The 17821-nt window shown below is 63.1% G+C and carries 18 protein-coding genes; 12 read left to right on the top strand and 6 right to left on the bottom strand.

All coding sequences use genetic code 11. The features are described 5' to 3' along the window. Nucleotides 1-271: 271 nt before the first annotated feature. The 4 genes from ABD906_RS13080 (at nucleotide 272) to repC (ending at nucleotide 5538) form a co-directional block, all read left to right on the top strand. Nucleotides 272-895, top strand: a complete 624-nt coding sequence (locus tag ABD906_RS13080) for a glutathione S-transferase C-terminal domain-containing protein (protein ID WP_345099861.1) — start codon at nucleotides 272-274, stop codon at nucleotides 893-895. 656 nt (nucleotides 896-1551) lie between these two features. Beyond that, complete coding sequence (repA, locus tag ABD906_RS13075) at nucleotides 1552-2769, top strand: plasmid partitioning protein RepA (protein ID WP_345099860.1); 1218 nt, start codon at nucleotides 1552-1554, stop codon at nucleotides 2767-2769. A 142-nt stretch (nucleotides 2770-2911) separates the two neighbouring features. Then, nucleotides 2912-4000 carry a plasmid partitioning protein RepB gene (gene repB / locus ABD906_RS13070; protein ID WP_345099859.1) on the top strand — a complete coding sequence of 363 codons (1089 nt, stop codon included), beginning with the start codon at nucleotides 2912-2914 and terminating at the stop codon, nucleotides 3998-4000. A gap of 206 nt (nucleotides 4001-4206) precedes the next feature. Next, nucleotides 4207-5538: a plasmid replication protein RepC gene (gene repC, locus ABD906_RS13065; protein WP_345099858.1), complete on the top strand. Its 1332-nt coding sequence runs from the start codon at nucleotides 4207-4209 to the stop codon at nucleotides 5536-5538. Between the two features lie 103 nt (nucleotides 5539-5641). On the opposite strand, the gene ABD906_RS13060 is transcribed toward repC, so the two are convergent. Next, nucleotides 5642-5902 (bottom strand): WGR domain-containing protein, encoded by a 261-nt coding sequence (locus ABD906_RS13060; protein ID WP_345099857.1) that lies wholly within the window; start codon nucleotides 5900-5902, stop codon nucleotides 5642-5644. 171 nt (nucleotides 5903-6073) lie between these two features. On the opposite strand from ABD906_RS13060, the gene ABD906_RS13055 reads away from it, so the two are divergent. Then, nucleotides 6074-6718 (top strand): hypothetical protein, encoded by a 645-nt coding sequence (locus ABD906_RS13055; RefSeq protein WP_345099856.1) that lies wholly within the window; start codon nucleotides 6074-6076, stop codon nucleotides 6716-6718. A 217-nt stretch (nucleotides 6719-6935) separates the two neighbouring features. Here the strand turns inward: ABD906_RS13055 and ABD906_RS13050 are convergent, their stop codons facing one another. Next, nucleotides 6936-8546 (bottom strand): AMP-binding protein, encoded by a 1611-nt coding sequence (locus ABD906_RS13050; protein ID WP_345099855.1) that lies wholly within the window; start codon nucleotides 8544-8546, stop codon nucleotides 6936-6938. A gap of 164 nt (nucleotides 8547-8710) precedes the next feature. Here ABD906_RS13050 and ABD906_RS13045 point away from each other — a divergent pair, with 164 nt between their 5' ends. From ABD906_RS13045 to ABD906_RS13015, 7 genes are all read left to right on the top strand, one after another. Then, a complete protein-coding gene (locus ABD906_RS13045; RefSeq protein ID WP_345099854.1) occupies nucleotides 8711-9445 on the top strand; it encodes an enoyl-CoA hydratase/isomerase family protein in 735 nt (244 codons plus the stop codon). Nucleotides 9446-9529: 84 nt separating this feature from the next. Next, complete coding sequence (locus ABD906_RS13040) at nucleotides 9530-10732, top strand: ABC transporter substrate-binding protein (protein WP_345099853.1); 1203 nt, start codon at nucleotides 9530-9532, stop codon at nucleotides 10730-10732. 11 nt (nucleotides 10733-10743) lie between these two features. Further along, nucleotides 10744-11541: an ABC transporter ATP-binding protein gene (locus tag ABD906_RS13035; protein ID WP_345099852.1), complete on the top strand. Its 798-nt coding sequence runs from the start codon at nucleotides 10744-10746 to the stop codon at nucleotides 11539-11541. Next, nucleotides 11528-12283, top strand: coding sequence for an ABC transporter ATP-binding protein (locus ABD906_RS13030; RefSeq protein WP_345099851.1), 756 nt, complete (start codon nucleotides 11528-11530; stop codon nucleotides 12281-12283). Before ABD906_RS13035 ends, ABD906_RS13030 begins: the two co-directional genes overlap by 14 nt. Nucleotides 12284-12287: 4 nt before the next feature. After that, a complete protein-coding gene (locus ABD906_RS13025; RefSeq protein WP_345099850.1) occupies nucleotides 12288-13175 on the top strand; it encodes a branched-chain amino acid ABC transporter permease in 888 nt (295 codons plus the stop codon). Between the two features lie 31 nt (nucleotides 13176-13206). Continuing rightward, entirely contained in the window at nucleotides 13207-14145 is a 939-nt protein-coding gene (locus ABD906_RS13020) for a branched-chain amino acid ABC transporter permease (RefSeq protein ID WP_345099871.1), read from the top strand. After that, complete coding sequence (locus tag ABD906_RS13015; RefSeq protein ID WP_345099849.1) at nucleotides 14142-14630, top strand: thioesterase family protein; 489 nt, start codon at nucleotides 14142-14144, stop codon at nucleotides 14628-14630. Before ABD906_RS13020 ends, ABD906_RS13015 begins: the two co-directional genes overlap by 4 nt. 97 nt (nucleotides 14631-14727) lie before the next feature. Here ABD906_RS13015 and ABD906_RS13010 read toward each other — a convergent pair whose 3' ends face one another. Genes ABD906_RS13010 through ABD906_RS12995 form a run of 4 tightly spaced genes read right to left on the bottom strand, consistent with a single transcriptional unit; the run spans nucleotide 14728 to nucleotide 17762 of the window. Then, entirely contained in the window at nucleotides 14728-15930 is a 1203-nt protein-coding gene (locus tag ABD906_RS13010) for an acetyl-CoA C-acyltransferase (protein ID WP_345099848.1), read from the bottom strand. A gap of 15 nt (nucleotides 15931-15945) precedes the next feature. Further along, nucleotides 15946-16401 (bottom strand): acyl-CoA thioesterase, encoded by a 456-nt coding sequence (locus ABD906_RS13005; protein ID WP_345099847.1) that lies wholly within the window; start codon nucleotides 16399-16401, stop codon nucleotides 15946-15948. A gap of 3 nt (nucleotides 16402-16404) precedes the next feature. After that, nucleotides 16405-17319: an SDR family NAD(P)-dependent oxidoreductase gene (locus ABD906_RS13000; protein ID WP_345099846.1), complete on the bottom strand. Its 915-nt coding sequence runs from the start codon at nucleotides 17317-17319 to the stop codon at nucleotides 16405-16407. Further along, nucleotides 17319-17762, bottom strand: coding sequence for a MaoC family dehydratase (locus ABD906_RS12995; protein WP_345099845.1), 444 nt, complete (start codon nucleotides 17760-17762; stop codon nucleotides 17319-17321). Before ABD906_RS12995 ends, ABD906_RS13000 begins: the two co-directional genes overlap by 1 nt. Nucleotides 17763-17821 lie beyond the last annotated feature (59 nt).

The raw sequence follows: 17821 nt of genomic DNA, 5'->3' as shown, positions 1-17821 counted from the left end.
TTCAATTGCAGTGCGGGCGAAAACAATGATGGATAGCGTTGAACAACGGGGGAGAGCCTGCCTGCGCAACAGTCGCCGTTAGCCGGGCACAGCCAGATGGTTTGTCGGCACCGCCGCCTTTGGGCCGTGCGGCAATGGCACAAATACTCCCGCTCGCGCTTTCGTGAACGGCAAACCGAAACAGATTTGCGCGATAATAATTAGCCGGCGACGTCGATTCGCCGAAAGGCCGGCGTCGTGCAATGGATGTTTAACGTTCCGGAGTTTTTTGATGAAGTTGTTCTATTCTCCTGGTGCCTGCTCTCTCGGCATTCACCTGCTGCTCGAGGAGATTGGCAAGCCCTATTCGCTGTCTCTCGTTGATCTGAAGTCGGGCGCGCAATATGCGCCGGACTATGTCAAGCTGAACCCGAAGTCCAAGGTCCCTGCCCTGCTGCGGGATGATGACACCCTGCTGACGGAATATCCGGCCATCGCCATGTGGCTGGCCAAGTCCAATCCCGACAAGAAGCTGCTGCCGGCGGACCTCGAGGGCGAGGTGCGCACGCTTGAGCTGGTCGATTATGTGGTCGCCACGCTCCACATGCAGGGCTTTTCGCGGCTGTTCCGGCCGGACAAGTTTTCGTCCATCGAGTCGGAGCAGGAAGCCGTTCGCGCCGCGGGGCGCGAGATCATCGCCAAGGGCCTGGAGCATGTCTCCAAGCAGATCGGCGACCGGTCCTACGCCATTGGTGATCACTTCACCATCGCTGACAGCGCCCTCTTCTACCTCCTGTTCTGGGTGATTGACCTGTTCAAGATCGAGGTGCCCGCAAATATCAAGACCTATTTCGAGGGCCTGAAAGCGCGTCCGGCCGCGCGCAAGGTTCTGGCGGACGAAGGCTTCGGCGGCTGAGGCCAGACAATCGCAAGTTTACTGGAAGGGCGCCGAAGGCGCCCTTTCGTTTGTGCTGTGTTGTTGCTGCGCAGTCCGGCGCATGTCGAATGCGAGTTGACGGATTTTGCTCCCGCAGCTTCTTCCCCTGCCCTGCCCTGCCCTGCCGTACTCTGAGGCTGCCCACAATCACCCCAATGGGGTGGATAAGGCGCAGCGGAAAAACGGCTCCGTTGGTTGGCTAGCGTGGCGTGTTGCGCGGGCTTGAGCGGCCGGTGCTTCGTTGATCAGGGATCGCAAAAACCTGGGTTGGTCGTCATTCTCATCGCACAGGCCGGGTTGGCGTTGACAGCTGTCAACGGGCCTGGACTTGCACGACATGGCCGAAATGAGAGCCTCGTTTTTGTGGGCCAGTGGCGCGACGGGTTTGCAGCGGCGCAGAATTGCGCGGGAACTCAAGGCGTTGAGTTGCATAAAGGTAAATTTGCGTTAACCCTAAATTCCTTGACAGGAATCAGCGTTACTCACAGTCTATCTACGGTTTTTGTGAGTAAGCAGCACCGATTGCCGTAACTCGCGGTCGGGGCTGTAAGTTCAGGGAAGTTCGCGTAAACTTGAATCAATGGCACTGAGTCGCGTCGGGTGTCCGAAGGCGGCTCTACGCGTGCAAGGGAAACATGGCATTGGCGATCGACAGCACAACAAGAGAACCTGCGGATCGGCAGATTGCCGCTGACGCGGAACTTTTGTCTGCGCAGCTTGCGGCGTTGCGGGATCGGCTTTTCCCGCCGACCGCGCAGAAGACGCTGCGCCCTTTCACGAGTGGCGAAGCGGCGCGGTTGATCGGCGTCAGCGACGGCTATCTGCGCCAGCTGTCGATCTCCGGCGACGGCCCGATGCCAGAGATTGGCGCGGGCGGGCGTAGGCTTTATACCCTCGCCGACATCAATGCGCTTCGGCGCTACCTGGCTTCGCAGGGTGGGGCGAAGGCCCGGCAGTATCTCAAGTGGCGTCAGCCCGGCGAGCATCTGCAGGTGGTCGCCATCACCAACTTCAAGGGTGGTTCGGGCAAGACCACCACCTCCACCCACCTCGCGCAGTATCTTGCGCTTCAGGGCTACCGCACGCTCGCGATTGACCTCGATCCGCAGGCCTCGATGTCCGCGCTGTTCGGCTATCAGCCGGAGCTCGATCTGACCGGTAACGATACGCTTTATGGCGCCATCCGCTATGACGAGGAGCGGGTGCCGTTGGCGCAGATCATCCGCAAGACCTATTTCGACGGCCTGGACCTGGTTCCGGGCAATCTGGAACTGCAGGAGTTCGAACACACGACGCCGCAGCATCTCGCCCGCCGTCCGGACGGTTCCACCGACGATCTGTTCTTCACCCGGGTGCAGCAGGCGATTGCTTCGGTGGAAGAGAACTATGACGTGGTGGTCATCGACTGCCCGCCGCAGCTCGGCTACCTGACGCTGAGCGCTCTATGCGCGGCAACAGCGGTCATCGTCACCGTCCATCCGCAGATGCTGGACGTGGCGTCCATGAGCCAGTTCCTGTTCATGACCTCCGATCTCCTGGCGGTCGTGCGTGAGGCCGGCGGGACGCTCAATTTCGATTTCTTGCGCTATCTCATCACGCGCTATGAGCCCAACGATGGTCCGCAGGCGCAGATTGCCGGGTTCCTTCGCACGCAGTTCGGCGATCGAGTGCTGATTTCTCCGATGCTGAAGTCGACGGCGATTTCCGATGCGGGTCTTTCCAAGCAGACCCTCTATGAGGTTGGGCGGGAGAACTTCAACCGCGCGACCTACGATCGCGCCTTTGAGTCTCTGAACGCGGTGAACGGCGAAATCGAGGCGCTGTTGCTGCAATCATGGGGGAGGACGCCATGAACGCAACTGCGTTGACAGCTGTCAACCGAAGGACTGGCACCCCGCCGGTCAGCCACGCCAATGGTTCGGCTGTGGTGTCGTGCAGAATTATTTATCCCCGGGTCTCGGGTTCGGGACATGATGCGCGCGGGGGGACAGAGTGATGAACACGCGCAGAGACAGACTTCGCTCGATCTTTGCAGGCGCCGAGCCCGCGCCGAAGGGGGAGGGGACACCGGCAGATGCGCCGGTCACGCCCACGACGCCCGCGTCTTCAGCGGCTCCGCAGATTCCGCCGCGCCGTACCACCTCCGGGGCGGTGAAGGCCATGGGGCTGTCGCTCGGCTCCCTGTCGGAGCAGGTGCAGGAGGCAAAGAAGCTTCGCGAGACGCTTGCATCCGGCGAGAAGGTGGTCGAGATCGACACGGCTCATCTGGAGCGGTCGCCCTATCATGACCGATTGACTGACGGCGCCCGGGACGACGAGGACTTCGCTGCCCTCGTCCACAGCATGAAGGAGCACGGACAGCAGGTGCCGGTGCTGGTTCGTCCGCATCCGGATCCGGACAAGGCAGCCAGGGGGATCTATCAGATCGCCTATGGCCATCGCCGCGTTCTGGCCGCGCGGGAGCTCGGCATTCCGGTGCGCGCAATCGTCCGCCAGTTGAGCGATGCCGATCTCGTCGTTGCCCAGGGCAAGGAAAATGCCGAGCGTCGGGCGCTGAGCTTCATCGAGCGCGCCGTTTTCGCCAAGGCGCTGATTGACCACGGCTTCGACCGCGCCACGGCGCAGGCCGCACTTTCCGTCCACAAATCCGAGATGACCCGCCTGCTGCAGGTTGCGGAGATGGTGCCGCTCGAGGTGGTGCGTGCCGTGGGACCCGCGCCGAAGGCCGGCCGGCCGCGCTGGATGGCGCTCGGGGAACTCCTGCAGAAGGACAGCCTGGGGCTGGCCGGAAAAACCATCCGCTCTCCGGATTTCCTCTCGGCTGACAGCGATACCCGCTTCCAGAGGCTGTTCAATACGCTGGAAGCCGCCGCGCGGAGCAGGTCGAGGGCAGGGCAGGATGGGCAGACCATTTCCTCGGTTGATGGCAAGGCAACCATCGCCGAGCTGACAAGATCCGGAAAGGCCGTGAGGTTCACCATTCCGGAGAGTGCGGGCAGGGGCTTCGCCGATTATCTGGCGCGCCGTCTGCCGGAAATTCATGCGGAGTTTGCACGCGAAGAGGAGGGAAAGGCAGAGCAGTAACGAATCAAACCGTGACTGAACTGGCAGAGTGAAACGAGGAACAGGAACGGAAACGAGGAAAAGGCAAAGAAAAAGGCCCCCAGAACGATCATCCCGGAAGCCCCTTTCGATGTAGCGATCTGAGAGAATCACTTCCGAGTCTTGAAGTCAAGACGTGGATGCGTTCCGGGCAAGAATTTCTATGCCTCCAAGTGAGGTGAGAAACCATGACGGAACGTTTTGCAACGACGCCTTTCGGCGGCGGCAGGATAAGTGCGTCCAGTTTTCTGCGACGTGAAGAAATCGACCGGGCGCGTGAACAGCTCCGGAAGGAAGGCAAGGGCGGCAACGACACCGGCACCGCGGAGAAGTGGCAGCTTCTGCGCGCCCTGACCGAAGCGCGTACCGCGTTCGGCCTGTCCGACCGCACGTTGTGCGTGCTCGAAGCCCTGCTGAGCTTCCATCCCGAGCGGGAACTGGACGGATCGCAGCCCATAATCGTCTTTCCATCGAATGCGGAGCTGTCGCTGCGTTCGCGCGGCATGGCGGACGCCACGCTGAGGCGGCACCTGGCTGCCCTGGTGGAGGCCGGTCTGATCCTGCGGCGCGATAGCCCCAACGGCAAGCGCTACGTGCGCCGTGACGCCCGCGGGGAGGTGGAGACGGCCTTCGGCTTTGATCTGTCGCCTTTGGCTCTTGCCGCAAGCCGCATTCATGCAGCGGCCGAGGAAGCGCGCGAACATGCCCGGCGCTGTCAGGCGCTTCGCGTGGAAATTTCCATCCATCTGCGGGACACGGGCAAGATCATCGAAGCGGCTCTCCACGAGAAGCGCCCAGGTGACTGGGAAGCGTTCTCCCTGCGGCTGATGCCGCTTGCCCGCCGCGTCTCGCGCCAAGCGTCGCTCGAGCAGCTTCAACAGCGTTGTGACGACCTCGTCCGTCTGCGTGCCGAGGTGGAGAATGCCTATCTGGATGCTCTTTCAGAACAGGAAATGAGCGGCAATGACGCCGATTTTGAGCGCCAGTTTCAGAATTCAAACACAGACTCTCATTCTGAATATAGCTCCGAAAAGGAGCTGGAGCGCCAGGCCGAGCCGCAACTGGATGAGAGAGGGGTGCAAGCGTCTGACGATTTGAGCGAAAAGGAGGGTACTGACCACAGGGGATCTCGGCAAACCGCGGGATTGCCGCCCCTGGATCGCATTAGGCGTGCGGAGCCGGTTCCGCTCGGTTATCTCATGTCGGTCTGTCCTACGCTGAGCACCTACGCGCGCGACGGTATTTCCGGTTGGCCGGACGTGTTCAGGACGGCTGATCTGGTGCGCAGCATGCTTGGAATTTCGCCCGATGCCTGGCGCAAGGCGCGCGAAGCCATGGGCGATTTCACCGCGTCGGCGGTCATAGCGGCCATTCTGGAGCGCGCCGAACTCATCCGGTCACCGGGCGGCTATCTGCGGGCGCTCACGCAGCGGGCCGAGCAGGGACGGTTCTCGGTCTTGCCTATGCTTGCCGCGCTCGAAAGCTGCCGCGGAAAAGACGCTGCCGGCGGACCGGGGTGAGGGAGCTTTGCGAGCGATCCAGGAAAGGCCGAAATGGGTTTCCCGCTCGGAAGCGCGAAAGGACAATGGGGGTTCGGATTGGCCGTGAAAAGTTGAAACGGCTCTAGCGGTAGCGGCGCTTGCGCTTGATCGAGGCCAGTTGACGGAAGGCTTTCTCGGCATCCAAGCGGCTCGCATGCAGGTCGATCCGTAAGCGGCCGCGGCATCCGATACGCCCCCAGCGTCGCACGAGGGCATGATCGCCAAACAAAGTTGGCTCGATGCTGAGCGTGTAGAACCGGGCGATGTTTTTCTCGGGCTCGACGCGTGTCAGGGTCAGGATCTGGTCCGAAGAGGATGGGGTGGGCTCGTGTGCGTTAACCATGGACGGGAGAGTTCCATGACGGCGCAGTGCGATCAAACGCATTTGTTGAATCAATCGAAGGGGATCGATTCAAGGCGTTGATCGAATGCCGTGGGATCGAGGCGCGCGATGTCGTGCCATGGAGTGATTTCGCGCCGACGCAAGCCGGGACCGATCGTGGAGTTTTCACGATTGAGGCTTGGAAACCAAGCTCGTTCGGATCTGATCCTGTCAGATGCTGATGGCGAACGGCTGATGAGGGGTGAAGGCTCAATATCGTTCTCCGCGACCGTACAGGTTGTGCTGACATTCGCTGTCGTCGGCGGCGTATCATTGCAGGATGGAAGTGCCGAAGGACGCGACCTGTCCCTTTCCTTTGGGCACGGCAAGAAAAGCGGGAGCGGAAGAAGAGGGGCGGCGAGGATATCTTGCACCATCACAGCCGTCACTGTCGATAAGGGGAACTTATCGATAATGAAAGGCGAAATCTCAGAGAACGGATGTGACTCAAGTGATAGGACACTAAACTGTTGTAAAGCAGAAAAAGCGGCGCGAAATCCGCGAAATAGGCTGCCATTCCGCAGGCTGCGCGGTGTTTCAATGGGTGTTGGATCAAGTCTGCTGCCTGCCAAGCGGCAGCAAGGCGTGACGTTTCGATTGGCTGGGGGCCGAATCCGCCTGCGCTTTCACGCAAACTTTGTACGGCTCGAATGGATGGATGATTTTAGGCCTCGGCCGAAGAAACGGTGTACCAACTTTCCGGAGCTTTTCGAGTGGATCACGGTAACGATGATCCATGTCCGCATGCCTGCCGCACCCGAGCACGATGCGGTCTGACTGATGCACGGCCGCGGAAAAGACTGCGCTAGCCGCAGTCTCCCATTCGCAGAAGGCCCGGTTGCGGGCCAGGCCGGTCGTGCGCTGGACATTGCCTTAGGTAGAGCGCGCCAGCCTGCACCCGCCTTGTCGAATCGGGTGATCTCCGCCCGTGGGCGGGGTCAGGTGGCGCGCTGGGTCCGGTCCGCGCCCGGACCGGATGTCCCTTTTTCCGGGATCAGGCGCTGTTGCGGGCCGGAGCGGTCGCCATCCGGTCGAACGTATCCGGGGTGACGCCTTCCGAACGCAGGATGTGCTTCTGCACCTTGCCGGAGGCCGTCTTCGGCAGTTCGTTGAGGACGCGGATGTAGCGCGGCACCATGAAGTGCGGCAACCTCTTTTCCAGGTCGGCCGTCACCGCAACGGGGTCGATGGTGGCGCCATCCACCGGAGCGACCACGATCAGCACTTCGTCTTCGCTGAATTCCGATGGCACCGCGACGGCCGCGCATTCGCGGATTTCCGGAATGTGCAGGACCTCGCTCTCGAGGGCGAATGACGAGATGTTCTCGCCGCGCCGGCGGATCACGTCCTTGATGCGATCGACGAAGTAGTAGGTGCCATCCTTGTCGCGGCGGAAGCCGTCACCCGTGTGGAACCAGCCGTTGCGCATGGCTTCCACCGTTGCCTTGGGATTGTTGTAGTAACCGCGCATCAGCGCCCAGGGCCGGTGCGTGCGCACGATCAGCTCGCCCACCTGACCGTCGGGAACCTCGATGTCGTTTTCATCGACGATGCGCAGTTCGTACCATGGGCGCGGCTTGCCGGTGATGCCCTTGGCCGTGATGCCGGGACCCGCGACCATCGGTGACGAAATTTCCGTCATGTTGTAGATGGTCCAGGCCTCGACGCCGAAACGCTCGGCAAACAGGGGGCCGTCCTCGCCGAACGGCGTGATGAAGACGCGGCGCAGCGGGTGATTCTTGTCGTCCGGGGACGGCGGCTGCTTGAGCAGGAAGCTCGCCATGACGCCGAGGAGCAGACAGTAGGTGGAACCGGTGTCGCGCACCGCCTGCCAGAAGCTGCCGGTCTTGAACTCGCGCATCATGCCGATCGAGAGGCCGCGCGCGAGCATCGCATATACATAAAGCGTCGAGCCGCAGTGGAAGATCGGCCCGCAGATCATGCAGCGGTCGTCGTCCTCGACGCAGTCGAACGCATCCGGGCCCATCGTGTGGAGCTGAGTGTAGGTGCTCATCACGCCCTTGGCGTTTCCGGTCGTGCCGGAGGTGTACATGATGGCGTAGAGGTCCCACGGCTCGATCGGGCTCGAGAGCTCAAGCAGCGAAGCGTCTTCGGTCTCGGGATCCTCCAGCTCGCGCACGTCAAGGCCGGAAACCGGCTCTGCCTCGCCTTCCACGACGAGCACAGTCTTGACCTTGCCGGGAGACACTTCCTTCAGGCGGTCAACCAGCGGTGCGGCGGCGACGAGAAGCGGTGCGTCGGCATCCTCCAGAATGTGCTCGAGAATGCGTCCGCGCGCGGCTGTGTTGATCGGCACATAGACGGCGCCGAGATAGTTGATGGCAAACCAGGTGCAGAGGAGATCCGGGCCGTTCCCCATCATGCAAAGGACGTGATCGCCACGCTTCACGCCGGCGCGGGCCAACGTCGTGGCGCGGATGCGCACGCGCCGCAGCGTCTCGCCGTAGCTCCATTCATCGCCCGGCCAGAAGTGAACGAACGGCGCCTCGGGCCGTTCGGCCGCATAGGACTCCAGGATGTAACGGAGCACCGCGCGGTTACGGTCAAGTGCCGGATCCGATGCGCAGACTGTCCCGGTCGTCATGTCCTCTCCTCTCCTTCCGAAGGCCTCAGGCATCACCAAAGCTCTGGGCTCCTCCCCATTCGCTATGGGCCCGACGAAATATCCCTTGCAATCCTGAAGCCAGATATGCAACATACTCGGTAGTATGTCAAAGCTGTTTGTGGGGATTTGGTCAGGGGAGGGCAATGACGGCAGTCGCGACGTCCATTGACGGCAAGGTTGCAACCGTCCGCTTCGATCGTGGCGGCAAGGCCAACGCTCTGAATGCCGAACTCATCCGTGAATTGGAAGCGGCAGCGATTCAGGTTGGCCGGCGCGCGGACGTGGCGTCTGTCGTGCTCACTGGCGCGGCAACCATCTTCGCCGCGGGCGTCGATCTCAAGGATGAGCAGTTGTGGAAGACGGGCGCCGGCGATGTCGAGCGCGCGCAGGCCATGAACGCCGGCGCACGCATGACCGCTGCCTGGCGGCAGGTGCCGCAGCCGGTGATCGCGGCCATCGAGGGGCCGGCGATCGGCGGCGGCGCGATTCTCGCGCTGACGGCGGATTTCCGCGTCATGGCCGCTTCTTCCTATTTTCGCTTCCCCGAAGTGCGCCTGGGCATGACGCTCGGCTGGGGCGGCTTGCCGCTCCTGGTTGAGCGTGTCGGGTCGGCGCGGGCCAAGCGTATTCTCTTCTGTGACGAGAAGATCGGTGCCGAGGAGGCTTTGTCGCTGGGGCTTTGCGACCGCATCGTCGATGACGGCACCGCCGTCGCCGCTGCCTGCGCGTGGGCCGGGGAGCTTGCAGAAATTCCAGCGCTCGCCCTGCGGATGACCAAGTCCGCCATCGACGGGCATGCCCGCCAGAACTGGGCGGGTTGGAGCGAGGCCGATCAGTTTTATCTGTCGCGGCGGATTCTCGAAGAAGCCAGCCGCTAATCAACACCGGGTGGGGCGGGAGCGCGGCATCCGGACATCAGGCACAGCTGTGCCTTCAGGAGCAGCATCAGGAGGAGTACAGGAATGAAGAATCTGAAGACCATCATTCTGTCGACGGTATTCACGCTGTCGGCAGCGTCCGCCTTCGCGGAACCGTACCGCATTGGCGTGCTGACGGACATGTCGGGCATGAACTTCGACCTGTCCGGCCAGGGCTCGGTCGTGGCGGCGCAGATGGCCGTCGAGGACTTCGGCGGCAAGCTTCTGGGCGAGGACATCGAGGTCATCGTCGGTGACCACCAGAACAAGCCGGACGTCGGCTCGACGCTGGCCCGCACCTGGATCGACGAGCAGAACGTCGTCGCCGTGGTTGACGTTCCGACCTCCTCGGTCGCCATGGCCGTGCAGGAGATCACCCGCCAGAAGGACACGGCTTTCCTCATCTCGACCGCCGGTTCCTCGGCCCTGACGGGCGAGGCCTGCTCGCCGTCCTCCGCCCAGTGGACCTGGGACACCTACGCGCTCGCCAACGGCACCGGCCGCGCGATGACGCTCGAGGGCGCGAAAAAGTGGTTCTTCATCACCGTCGACTACACGTTCGGCCATGCGCTCGAGGCTGACACCACCCAGGCTGTCCAGGCTGCCGGCGGCGAGGTCATTGGCTCCGTGCGCCATCCCCGCGAGACCACCGACTTCTCGTCCTACATCCTGCAGGCTCAGGCTTCCGGCGCTGACGTGATCGCGCTCGCCAACTCCTCGGGCGATACGATGACGGCGCTCAAGCAGATGCACGAGTTCGGCGTCACCGAGGGCGGCCAGAAGGTCGCGGGCATGCTGCTGTTCCTCACCGACGTTCTGGGTGTGGGCCTCGACATCGCGCAGGACCTGACGCTGACGACCGCCTTCTACTGGGACATGGACGATGCGACCCGCGAATGGTCCGCCCGCTACAGCGAGCGCATGGGCGGCAAGAAGCCGACCATGGTTCACGCGGGTGTCTATTCGGCCGTCATGAACTTCCTGAAGGCTGCGGAAGCTTCCGGCCAGGCGAAGAGCGGCTCGAAGGTGATGGAGACCATGCGCGGCATGGACATCAACGACTTCTTCAACCGCAACGCCTACCTGCGTGAGGACGGTCGCGTCATCCACGACATGTACCTCGTCCGCGTGAAGAAGCCGGCCGAGTCCAAATACGACGGCGACCTTTACGAGGTTCTGGCCACGATCCCGGGCAATGAAGCGTTTGCGCCGCTGGAAACCAGCACCTGCCCGCTCGTGAAGAAGTGATCGCCGCGACCATGATCACGCATCCCACCGCGGCTCCTGCCGATGCTGGTGCAACCCGTGCCGTTCTCTCGGCACGGGGGCTGGCCAAGCGTTTTGGATCCTTCCTTGCCGTCAACAATGTTGACATCGATGTGCACCACGGCCGGATCCATGCGCTGATCGGCCCCAATGGTGCCGGCAAGAGCACCGTGTTCAACCTGTTGACCAAGTTCCTCAAGCCCACTGCGGGCCGCATCGTGCTCGACGGAACCGACATCACGGCGATGGATCCGGCCTGCGTGGCGCGGATGGGCATGGTCAGGTCGTTCCAGATCTCCGCCACCTTTGGCGACATGACGCTGCTGGACAACGTTCGCGTTGCCCTGCAGCGGCCCAACAGCCTTTACCATCAGTTCTGGCGGTCGTTGACCTCGCTCGACCGGCTCAACCGGCAGGCGATGGAACTGCTGGACCGTGTCGGCCTGGCCGACATGGCGCACCTTCGTGCCAACAACCTTTCCTACGGGCGCAAGCGCGCGCTCGAAATCGCGACGACGCTGGCCCTCGAGCCACGCGTCCTGCTGCTCGACGAACCGCTGGCCGGCATGGGCCAGGAGGATGTCGAGCACATGGCAAGTCTCATCAAGTCCGTCTCGCGGGACTGCGCGCTGCTGATGGTCGAACACAACCTCAAGGTCGTGGGCGACATCAGCGACGAAATCACCGTGCTGCAGCGGGGCGAGATCCTGGCGCGCGGCGACTACGCGACCGTCAGCGCCGATCCGCGCGTGCGCGAAGCTTACATGGGTTCGGAAGATGACGGCCACTGATACGCTGACTGCATCTGCAAAGACTGCGCGGGGTGGCGGCGCGGCGCCTCAGCTCAAGGTGCGCAACCTCGAGGCCTGGTATGGCGAGAGCCATGCGCTGCATGGCGTCGATCTCGATATCTACCCCGGTGAGACGGTCACGCTGCTTGGCCGCAACGGTGTCGGCAAGACCACCACCCTGCGCGCCATCATGGGCATCATACGCAAGCGCAAGGGCGAGGTGGAATTCGAGCAGAAGTCGATCATGCGCCTGCCGCTGCACCGCATCGCCCGGGCCGGCATCGGCTTCGTTCCCGAGGAGCGCGGCATCTTCGCCAGCCTCACCGTCGAGGAAAATCTCACCCTGCCGCCGGTCGTGGCGGGCGACGGTATGAGCCTCGAGCAGATCTACGAGCTCTTCCCGAACCTGCTCGAGCGCCGTTCGAGCCCGGGCACGAAGCTTTCGGGTGGCGAACAGCAGATGCTGGCGATCGCTCGCATCCTGCGCACCGGCGTGCGCCTCATCCTGCTGGACGAGCCGACCGAAGGCCTTGCCCCGGTCATCGTGCAGCGCATCGGCGAGGTCCTCAAGGTGCTCAAGACGCATGGCGTCAGCGTGCTGCTGGTCGAGCAGAACTTCCGCTTTGCCTCGCGCATCGCCGACCATTTCTACGTGATGGACCATGGCCAGGTGATCGACAGTTTCCCGGTTTCGGAGCTGCCGTCCCGCACCGAAGCCCTCAATACGGCCCTGGGAGTGTGAGACCATGACCACAATATTCGGAGTGGCGCTGCCCGTCCTGATGGGCCAGCTCCTGATCGGCCTCATCAACGGTTCGTTCTATGCGCTGCTGTCGCTCGGCCTCGCCGTGATCTTCGGCCTGCTGCGCATCGTCAACTTCGCCCATGGCGCGTTCTACATGGTGGGCGCGTTCGTGGCCTGGATGCTTCTCAGCTACGCCGGTGTCGGCTACTGGGGCGCGCTGTTCCTCGCGCCGCTGGCAGTCGGGGTCCTTGGCATGGTGATCGAGCGCACGATGCTGCGCGCGCTCTATGGCCTCGACCATCTTTACGGACTTCTGTTCACCTTCGGCCTCGCGTTGCTGCTGGAGGGTGGCTTCCGCCATTTCTACGGCACGTCGGGCCTGCCCTATGCGGCGCCGGAAGCGCTGCGCGGCGCCACCAATCTCGGCTTCATGGTGTTGCCGAACTACCGCGGCTGGGTCGTTGTCGCCTCGCTAGTCCTGTGCTTCGGCACCTGGGCGATCATCGAGAAGACCAAGGTGGGCGCATATCTGCGTGCGGCGACGGAAAACTCGACGCTCGTGCAGGCGTTCGGTGTCAACGTACCATTGCTGCTGACGCTGACCTACGGTTTCGGCTGCGCGCTGGCCGGCATCGCCGGCGTGCTTGCGGCTCCCCTTTTCCAGGTCAGCCCGCTGATGGGGTCTAACATCATCATCGTCGTTTTCGCGGTGGTGGTGATCGGCGGCATGGGCTCGATCCTCGGCGCCATCGTCACGGGCTACATGCTCGGCATCGTCGAGGGCCTGTGCAAGGTCTTCTATCCTGAGGCCGCCAACATCGTCGTTTTCGTCATCATGGCCATCGTGCTACTTCTGCGCCCGGCCGGTCTTTTCGGAAAGGACAGCTGAGATGTCCGCGACACACGCCGACACCATCATCATGCCCACCCGCAAGAGCCCGGTTCCCGTGATCGCCTTCGCGGGCCTGGTTCTGGCCCTCGTGATCCTGCCGACCTTCGTGTATCCGGTCTTTCTGATGAAGCTGCTGTGCTTCGTGCTCTTCGCGGCGGCGTTCAACCTGCTGCTCGGCTACACGGGCCTCCTTTCCTTCGGCCACGCGGCCTTCTTCGGCGGCGCTGCCTACGTGACCGCCCACGCCCTGAAGGTCTGGCAGATCACACCCGAACTCGCGATCCTCGCCGGCGTCGTCACAGCCATTGTGCTCGGCGTGATCATCGGCGTTCTCGCCATTCGCAGGCAGGGCATCTACTTCGCGATGATCACCCTCGCGATGGCGCAGATGTTCTACTTCTTCTGCCTGCAGGCCCCGTTCACCAACGGCGAGGACGGCATCCAGGGCTTCTCGCGGGGCAATCTGTTCGGGATCATCGATCTCAACGAGACGATGAACCTTTACTACTTCATCGCCGCCCTCGTGGTGCTGTCGCTCATCCTGATCTGGCGCATCGTCTACTCGCCGTTCGGGCAGATCCTGCGGGCGATCCGCGAGAACGAGCCGCGCACCATTTCGCTCGGCTATTCGGTTCAGCGCTTCAAGCTCGCGGCCTTCGTCATGTCGGCGGGACTCTCCGGCCTTGCCGGCGCGCTCAAGGCGCTCCTGTTCCAGTTCGCAACGCTTGCTGACGTGGCTTGGCAGATGTCGGGCGAGGTCATCCTGATGACGCTGATCGGCGGCATCGGCACCATGGCGGGTCCGATCGTCGGCGCGGGCGTCCTCGTCGGTATGCAGAACTTCCTTGCGACGTCCGGCCTTCCGGTAACGATGGTGCTGGGCGGCACGTTCATGATCTGCGTGCTTCTCTTCCGCCGCGGCATCGTGGGCGAGATCCTGCACCTGCTGGAGCGGCGCAAGGGATGACCGACCGGCGAACGATAGCGGTCTTCTCCCGCGACGATGTGGTCCGCCCGGAATGGGTGGACTACAACGGCCACATGGGCGACTTCGCCTATGCGATTGTCTTTTCGCAGACGGTCACCGACTTCATGGAGGAGATTGGCCTCGACGGAGCCTACCGCGATGCCACCTCCGCAACGCTTTACACGCTCGACCTGCGCATCGGCTACCAGCGCGAATGCCATGAGGGCGCAAGGCTGGTGCTGACGCTGCATGTGCTCGAAGCGGATGCCAAACGCATGCACCTCTATCTGGAGATGCACGACGAAGACGGAAACCTTCTTGCGTGGAACGAGCAGGTGCTGCTGCATGTGTCGCGGGCATCGGGGCAGCCGAAGGCCGCGCGGTTCCCCGACCGCATTGCCGAACGCATCATGACGGCTGCCAAGAGGGGCGCGACCATCCTGCCGCTCCCGCACGTAGAGCGGCGCCTGGGCCTTCGGAAATAGGTCCGGAAGCAAGGATCAGGACTTGAAACTGAAAGGGCCGGCGGAGCGATCCGCCGGCCCTCTTCCTTTCCGTAAAGGGCTTCCTTCGCGCGTTGTGTCAGAGAACCTCGAACAGCCCTGCTGCGCCCATGCCGCCGCCCACGCACATGGTCACAACCACGTAGCGGGCGCCGCGGCGCTTGCCCTCGATGAGTGCGTGGCCGACCATGCGCGCGCCCGACATGCCGTAGGGATGCCCGATGGAAATGGCGCCGCCGTTGACGTTGAGCCGGTCGTTCGGGATGCCGAGCTGGTCGCGGCAGGGAATGACCTGGGCGGCGAAGGCCTCGTTCAGCTCCCACAGGTCGATGTCGTCGATCTTCAGGTTATGCTGGGCCAGCAACTTGCGCACGGCCGGAACCGGGCCGATGCCCATCTCGTCCGGGCCGACGCCGGCGACCGCAATGCCGCGATAGAGGCCGAGCGGAGTGAGGCCACGCTTCTCCGCCTCCCGGCGTTCCATCAGCACGGAGGCCGACGCGCCGTCGGACAGCTGCGAGGCATTGCCCGCGGTGATGAACCGGCCCTCGGCGACGCGCTGGCCGTTGCGGAAAACCGGCTTGAGGCTCGCCAAGCCCTCGAGCGTCGTCTCCGGACGATTGCCTTCGTCCTTGGCGAGGGTGATTTCCTTCTCCGAGACTTCGCCGGTCGCCTTGTCCGTGACCTTCATGACCGTCGTCAGCGGCACGATCTCGTCGTCGAAGCGTCCCGCGGCCTGGGCTGCCGCCGTGCGCTGCTGCGACTGCAGGGCGTATTCGTCCTGCGCCTCGCGGCTGACGCCGTAGCGTTCGGCGACAATCTCGGCCGTCTCGATCATCGTCATGTAGGTCTGCGGCAGATGAGCGTCGATCCAAGGGTCTCGCCAGTGGTTGACGTTCATCTGCTCGTTCTGGACAAGCGAAATCTGCTCCACGCCGCCGCCGATGGTGATCTGCATGCCGTCGGAAATGATCTCCTTGGCGGCGATCGCGATTGCCATCAGGCCCGAGGCGCACTGCCGGTCGACGCTCTGACCGGGCACCGTCACCGGCAGGCCGGCGCGCAGAAGGCCGGTACGGGCGATGTTCATGTGTGTCGTGCCCTGCTGCAGGGCTGCGCCCACGACGACGTCCTCTACCTCCGCCGGATCGATGCCAGCGCGCTGAACGGCGTGTTCGATCGCGTGTCCGATCAGGCGCGGGGCCGTCGTGGCGTTGAACGCACCGCGGTAGGCCTTGCCGATCGGCGTGCGGGCGGTGGAGACGATAACTGCTTCTCTCATCTGCTTCTCCCAGGATCAGTTGTGGTCAGGCGCCGCCAGCGCCTTGGCGCAGGCAAGAAGCTTGTCGGTCAGTTCGATCGGCCGGCGGGTCTGCCGGTCGACGTAGACATGCACGTAGGTACCGCGTGCCGAGCAAAGCTCCGCGTCACCCGAAAACAGGCCGAAGCCCCAGGTGAGACTGGTCCGTCCCACCTTCTCGACCCGCGCCCCGATCCAGAGCCGGTTCGGGAAGTTGACCTCGCTGAAGAACTCGGCACCGTTCTTGACGACAAGCCCGATCGGGTCTGTCGCATCCGGCGACAGGTCGAGCGCGCCGTGGTCGATCAGCGCCATGTTCAGCGCGGTGTCGAAGTACTTCAGGTAGGCCACGTTGTTGAGATGACCATAGATGTCGCAGTCTGCCCACTGCAACACCATCTCCTGATGCCAGGGATAGGCGCTGCGGGGGAGGGGATGGAGACGTTCGCTCATGACTCAGACCTGGCCGAGGGCTTTCCGTGCATTCTCGATGATGCGGTCGACGTGGCGCAGCCCCTCGGGGGTCTCTATCGGCGAGGAGATGTCGGCGATGCGGTCGAAGTTCGCGGCAATGTCGTCCGGCGTGAGCGACTTGCCGGCAAAGCAGACGCCTTCGCTCTCCACGATGGCGAGACGCGCGACGGTTCCGGCGCCCGCAAGCAGGGCGGTGCGCGACGGCGCTTCGCGGCTCACGAGCCACACGGCAGCCGGGGAAACCAGGTCGGGAGAAAGCATCTGCAGCATCTCCTCGCTCATCATGTCGCCGGTCATGCGCGTGGCCGCCGTCGGCAGGATGGCGTTCACGTGGATGCCGTACTTCGCGCCTTCGAGGTGCAGGGTGTTCATCAGGCCGAGCACTGCCATCTTGGCCGCGCCATAGTTGGACTGGCCAAAGTTTCCGTAGGTGCCGGACGTCGAAGATGTCACCAGAATGCGCCCGTACTTCTGCTCGCGCATCACGCCCCAGACCGCCTTGGTGGCGATCACCGTGCCCATCAGGTGCACGTCCACGACGGCCCGGAAATCCTCCATCGTCACCTTGGCGAAGGTCTTGTCGCGCAGGATGCCGGCATTGTTGATGAGAATGTCGACGCGGCCGAATTCCTTCAGCGCACGCTCCACCATCGCCTGCATGTCGGCCTCGGACGTGACGCTGCCGCCATCGGCGATCGCGCGGCCGCCGGCCTTCCTGATCTCGTCCGCAACCGCCTCGGCCGCAGCGCTGGAACCTCCGGTGCCGTCACGCGCACCACCAAAGTCGTTGACGACGACAGCCGCCCCGTACTTGGCGAGCATCAGCGCATGCGAGCGTCCAAGCCCTCCGCCTGCTCCGGTAACGATTGCGACCTGATCCTTGAAGCTGACAGCCATCAATTTCCTCCTTCCAAAACCAGCACCAGCCATTCTGCAGCGACGGCCGGCTTCTGAACTCCCTCGATCTCGACTTCAACGGCAAAGCGCCGCAGCTTGCCGCCGCCCTTAGGCTCTTCCGAGACCAGCGTAAACTTGCCGCGCAGGCGCGATCCAACCGGAACCGGCGTCAGAAAGCGGATCTTGTCAAACCCGTAGTTGACTTCGACGACGCCGGGCGGCGGCAGGGGCATCGCGCTTCGCGTGAAATGCGTCAACAGCGACAGCGACAGGAACCCGTGCGCGATCGTACCACCATAGGGCCCTTCCGCTTTCGCCCGCTCGGGGTCCACATGAATGAACTGGTGATCGAGAATCGCATCGGCGAAGCGATTCACGAAGGGCTGGTCAATCGTGATCCACTCCGAGATCAACGGCTCGTTCCCTGTTGGCAGTTCATTCATGTCGTGTTCCTCTCCCTCTCAGCTTTACCGAACAATTGGCAATTGCAACATACTCAGTA

It is taken from the genome of Chelativorans composti (assembly GCF_039541695.1).
GTDB lineage: Bacteria > Pseudomonadota > Alphaproteobacteria > Rhizobiales > Rhizobiaceae > Chelativorans > Chelativorans composti.
Note: the sequence above shows the minus strand (reverse complement) of the source record. Positions and strands in the feature narration are given on the sequence as shown.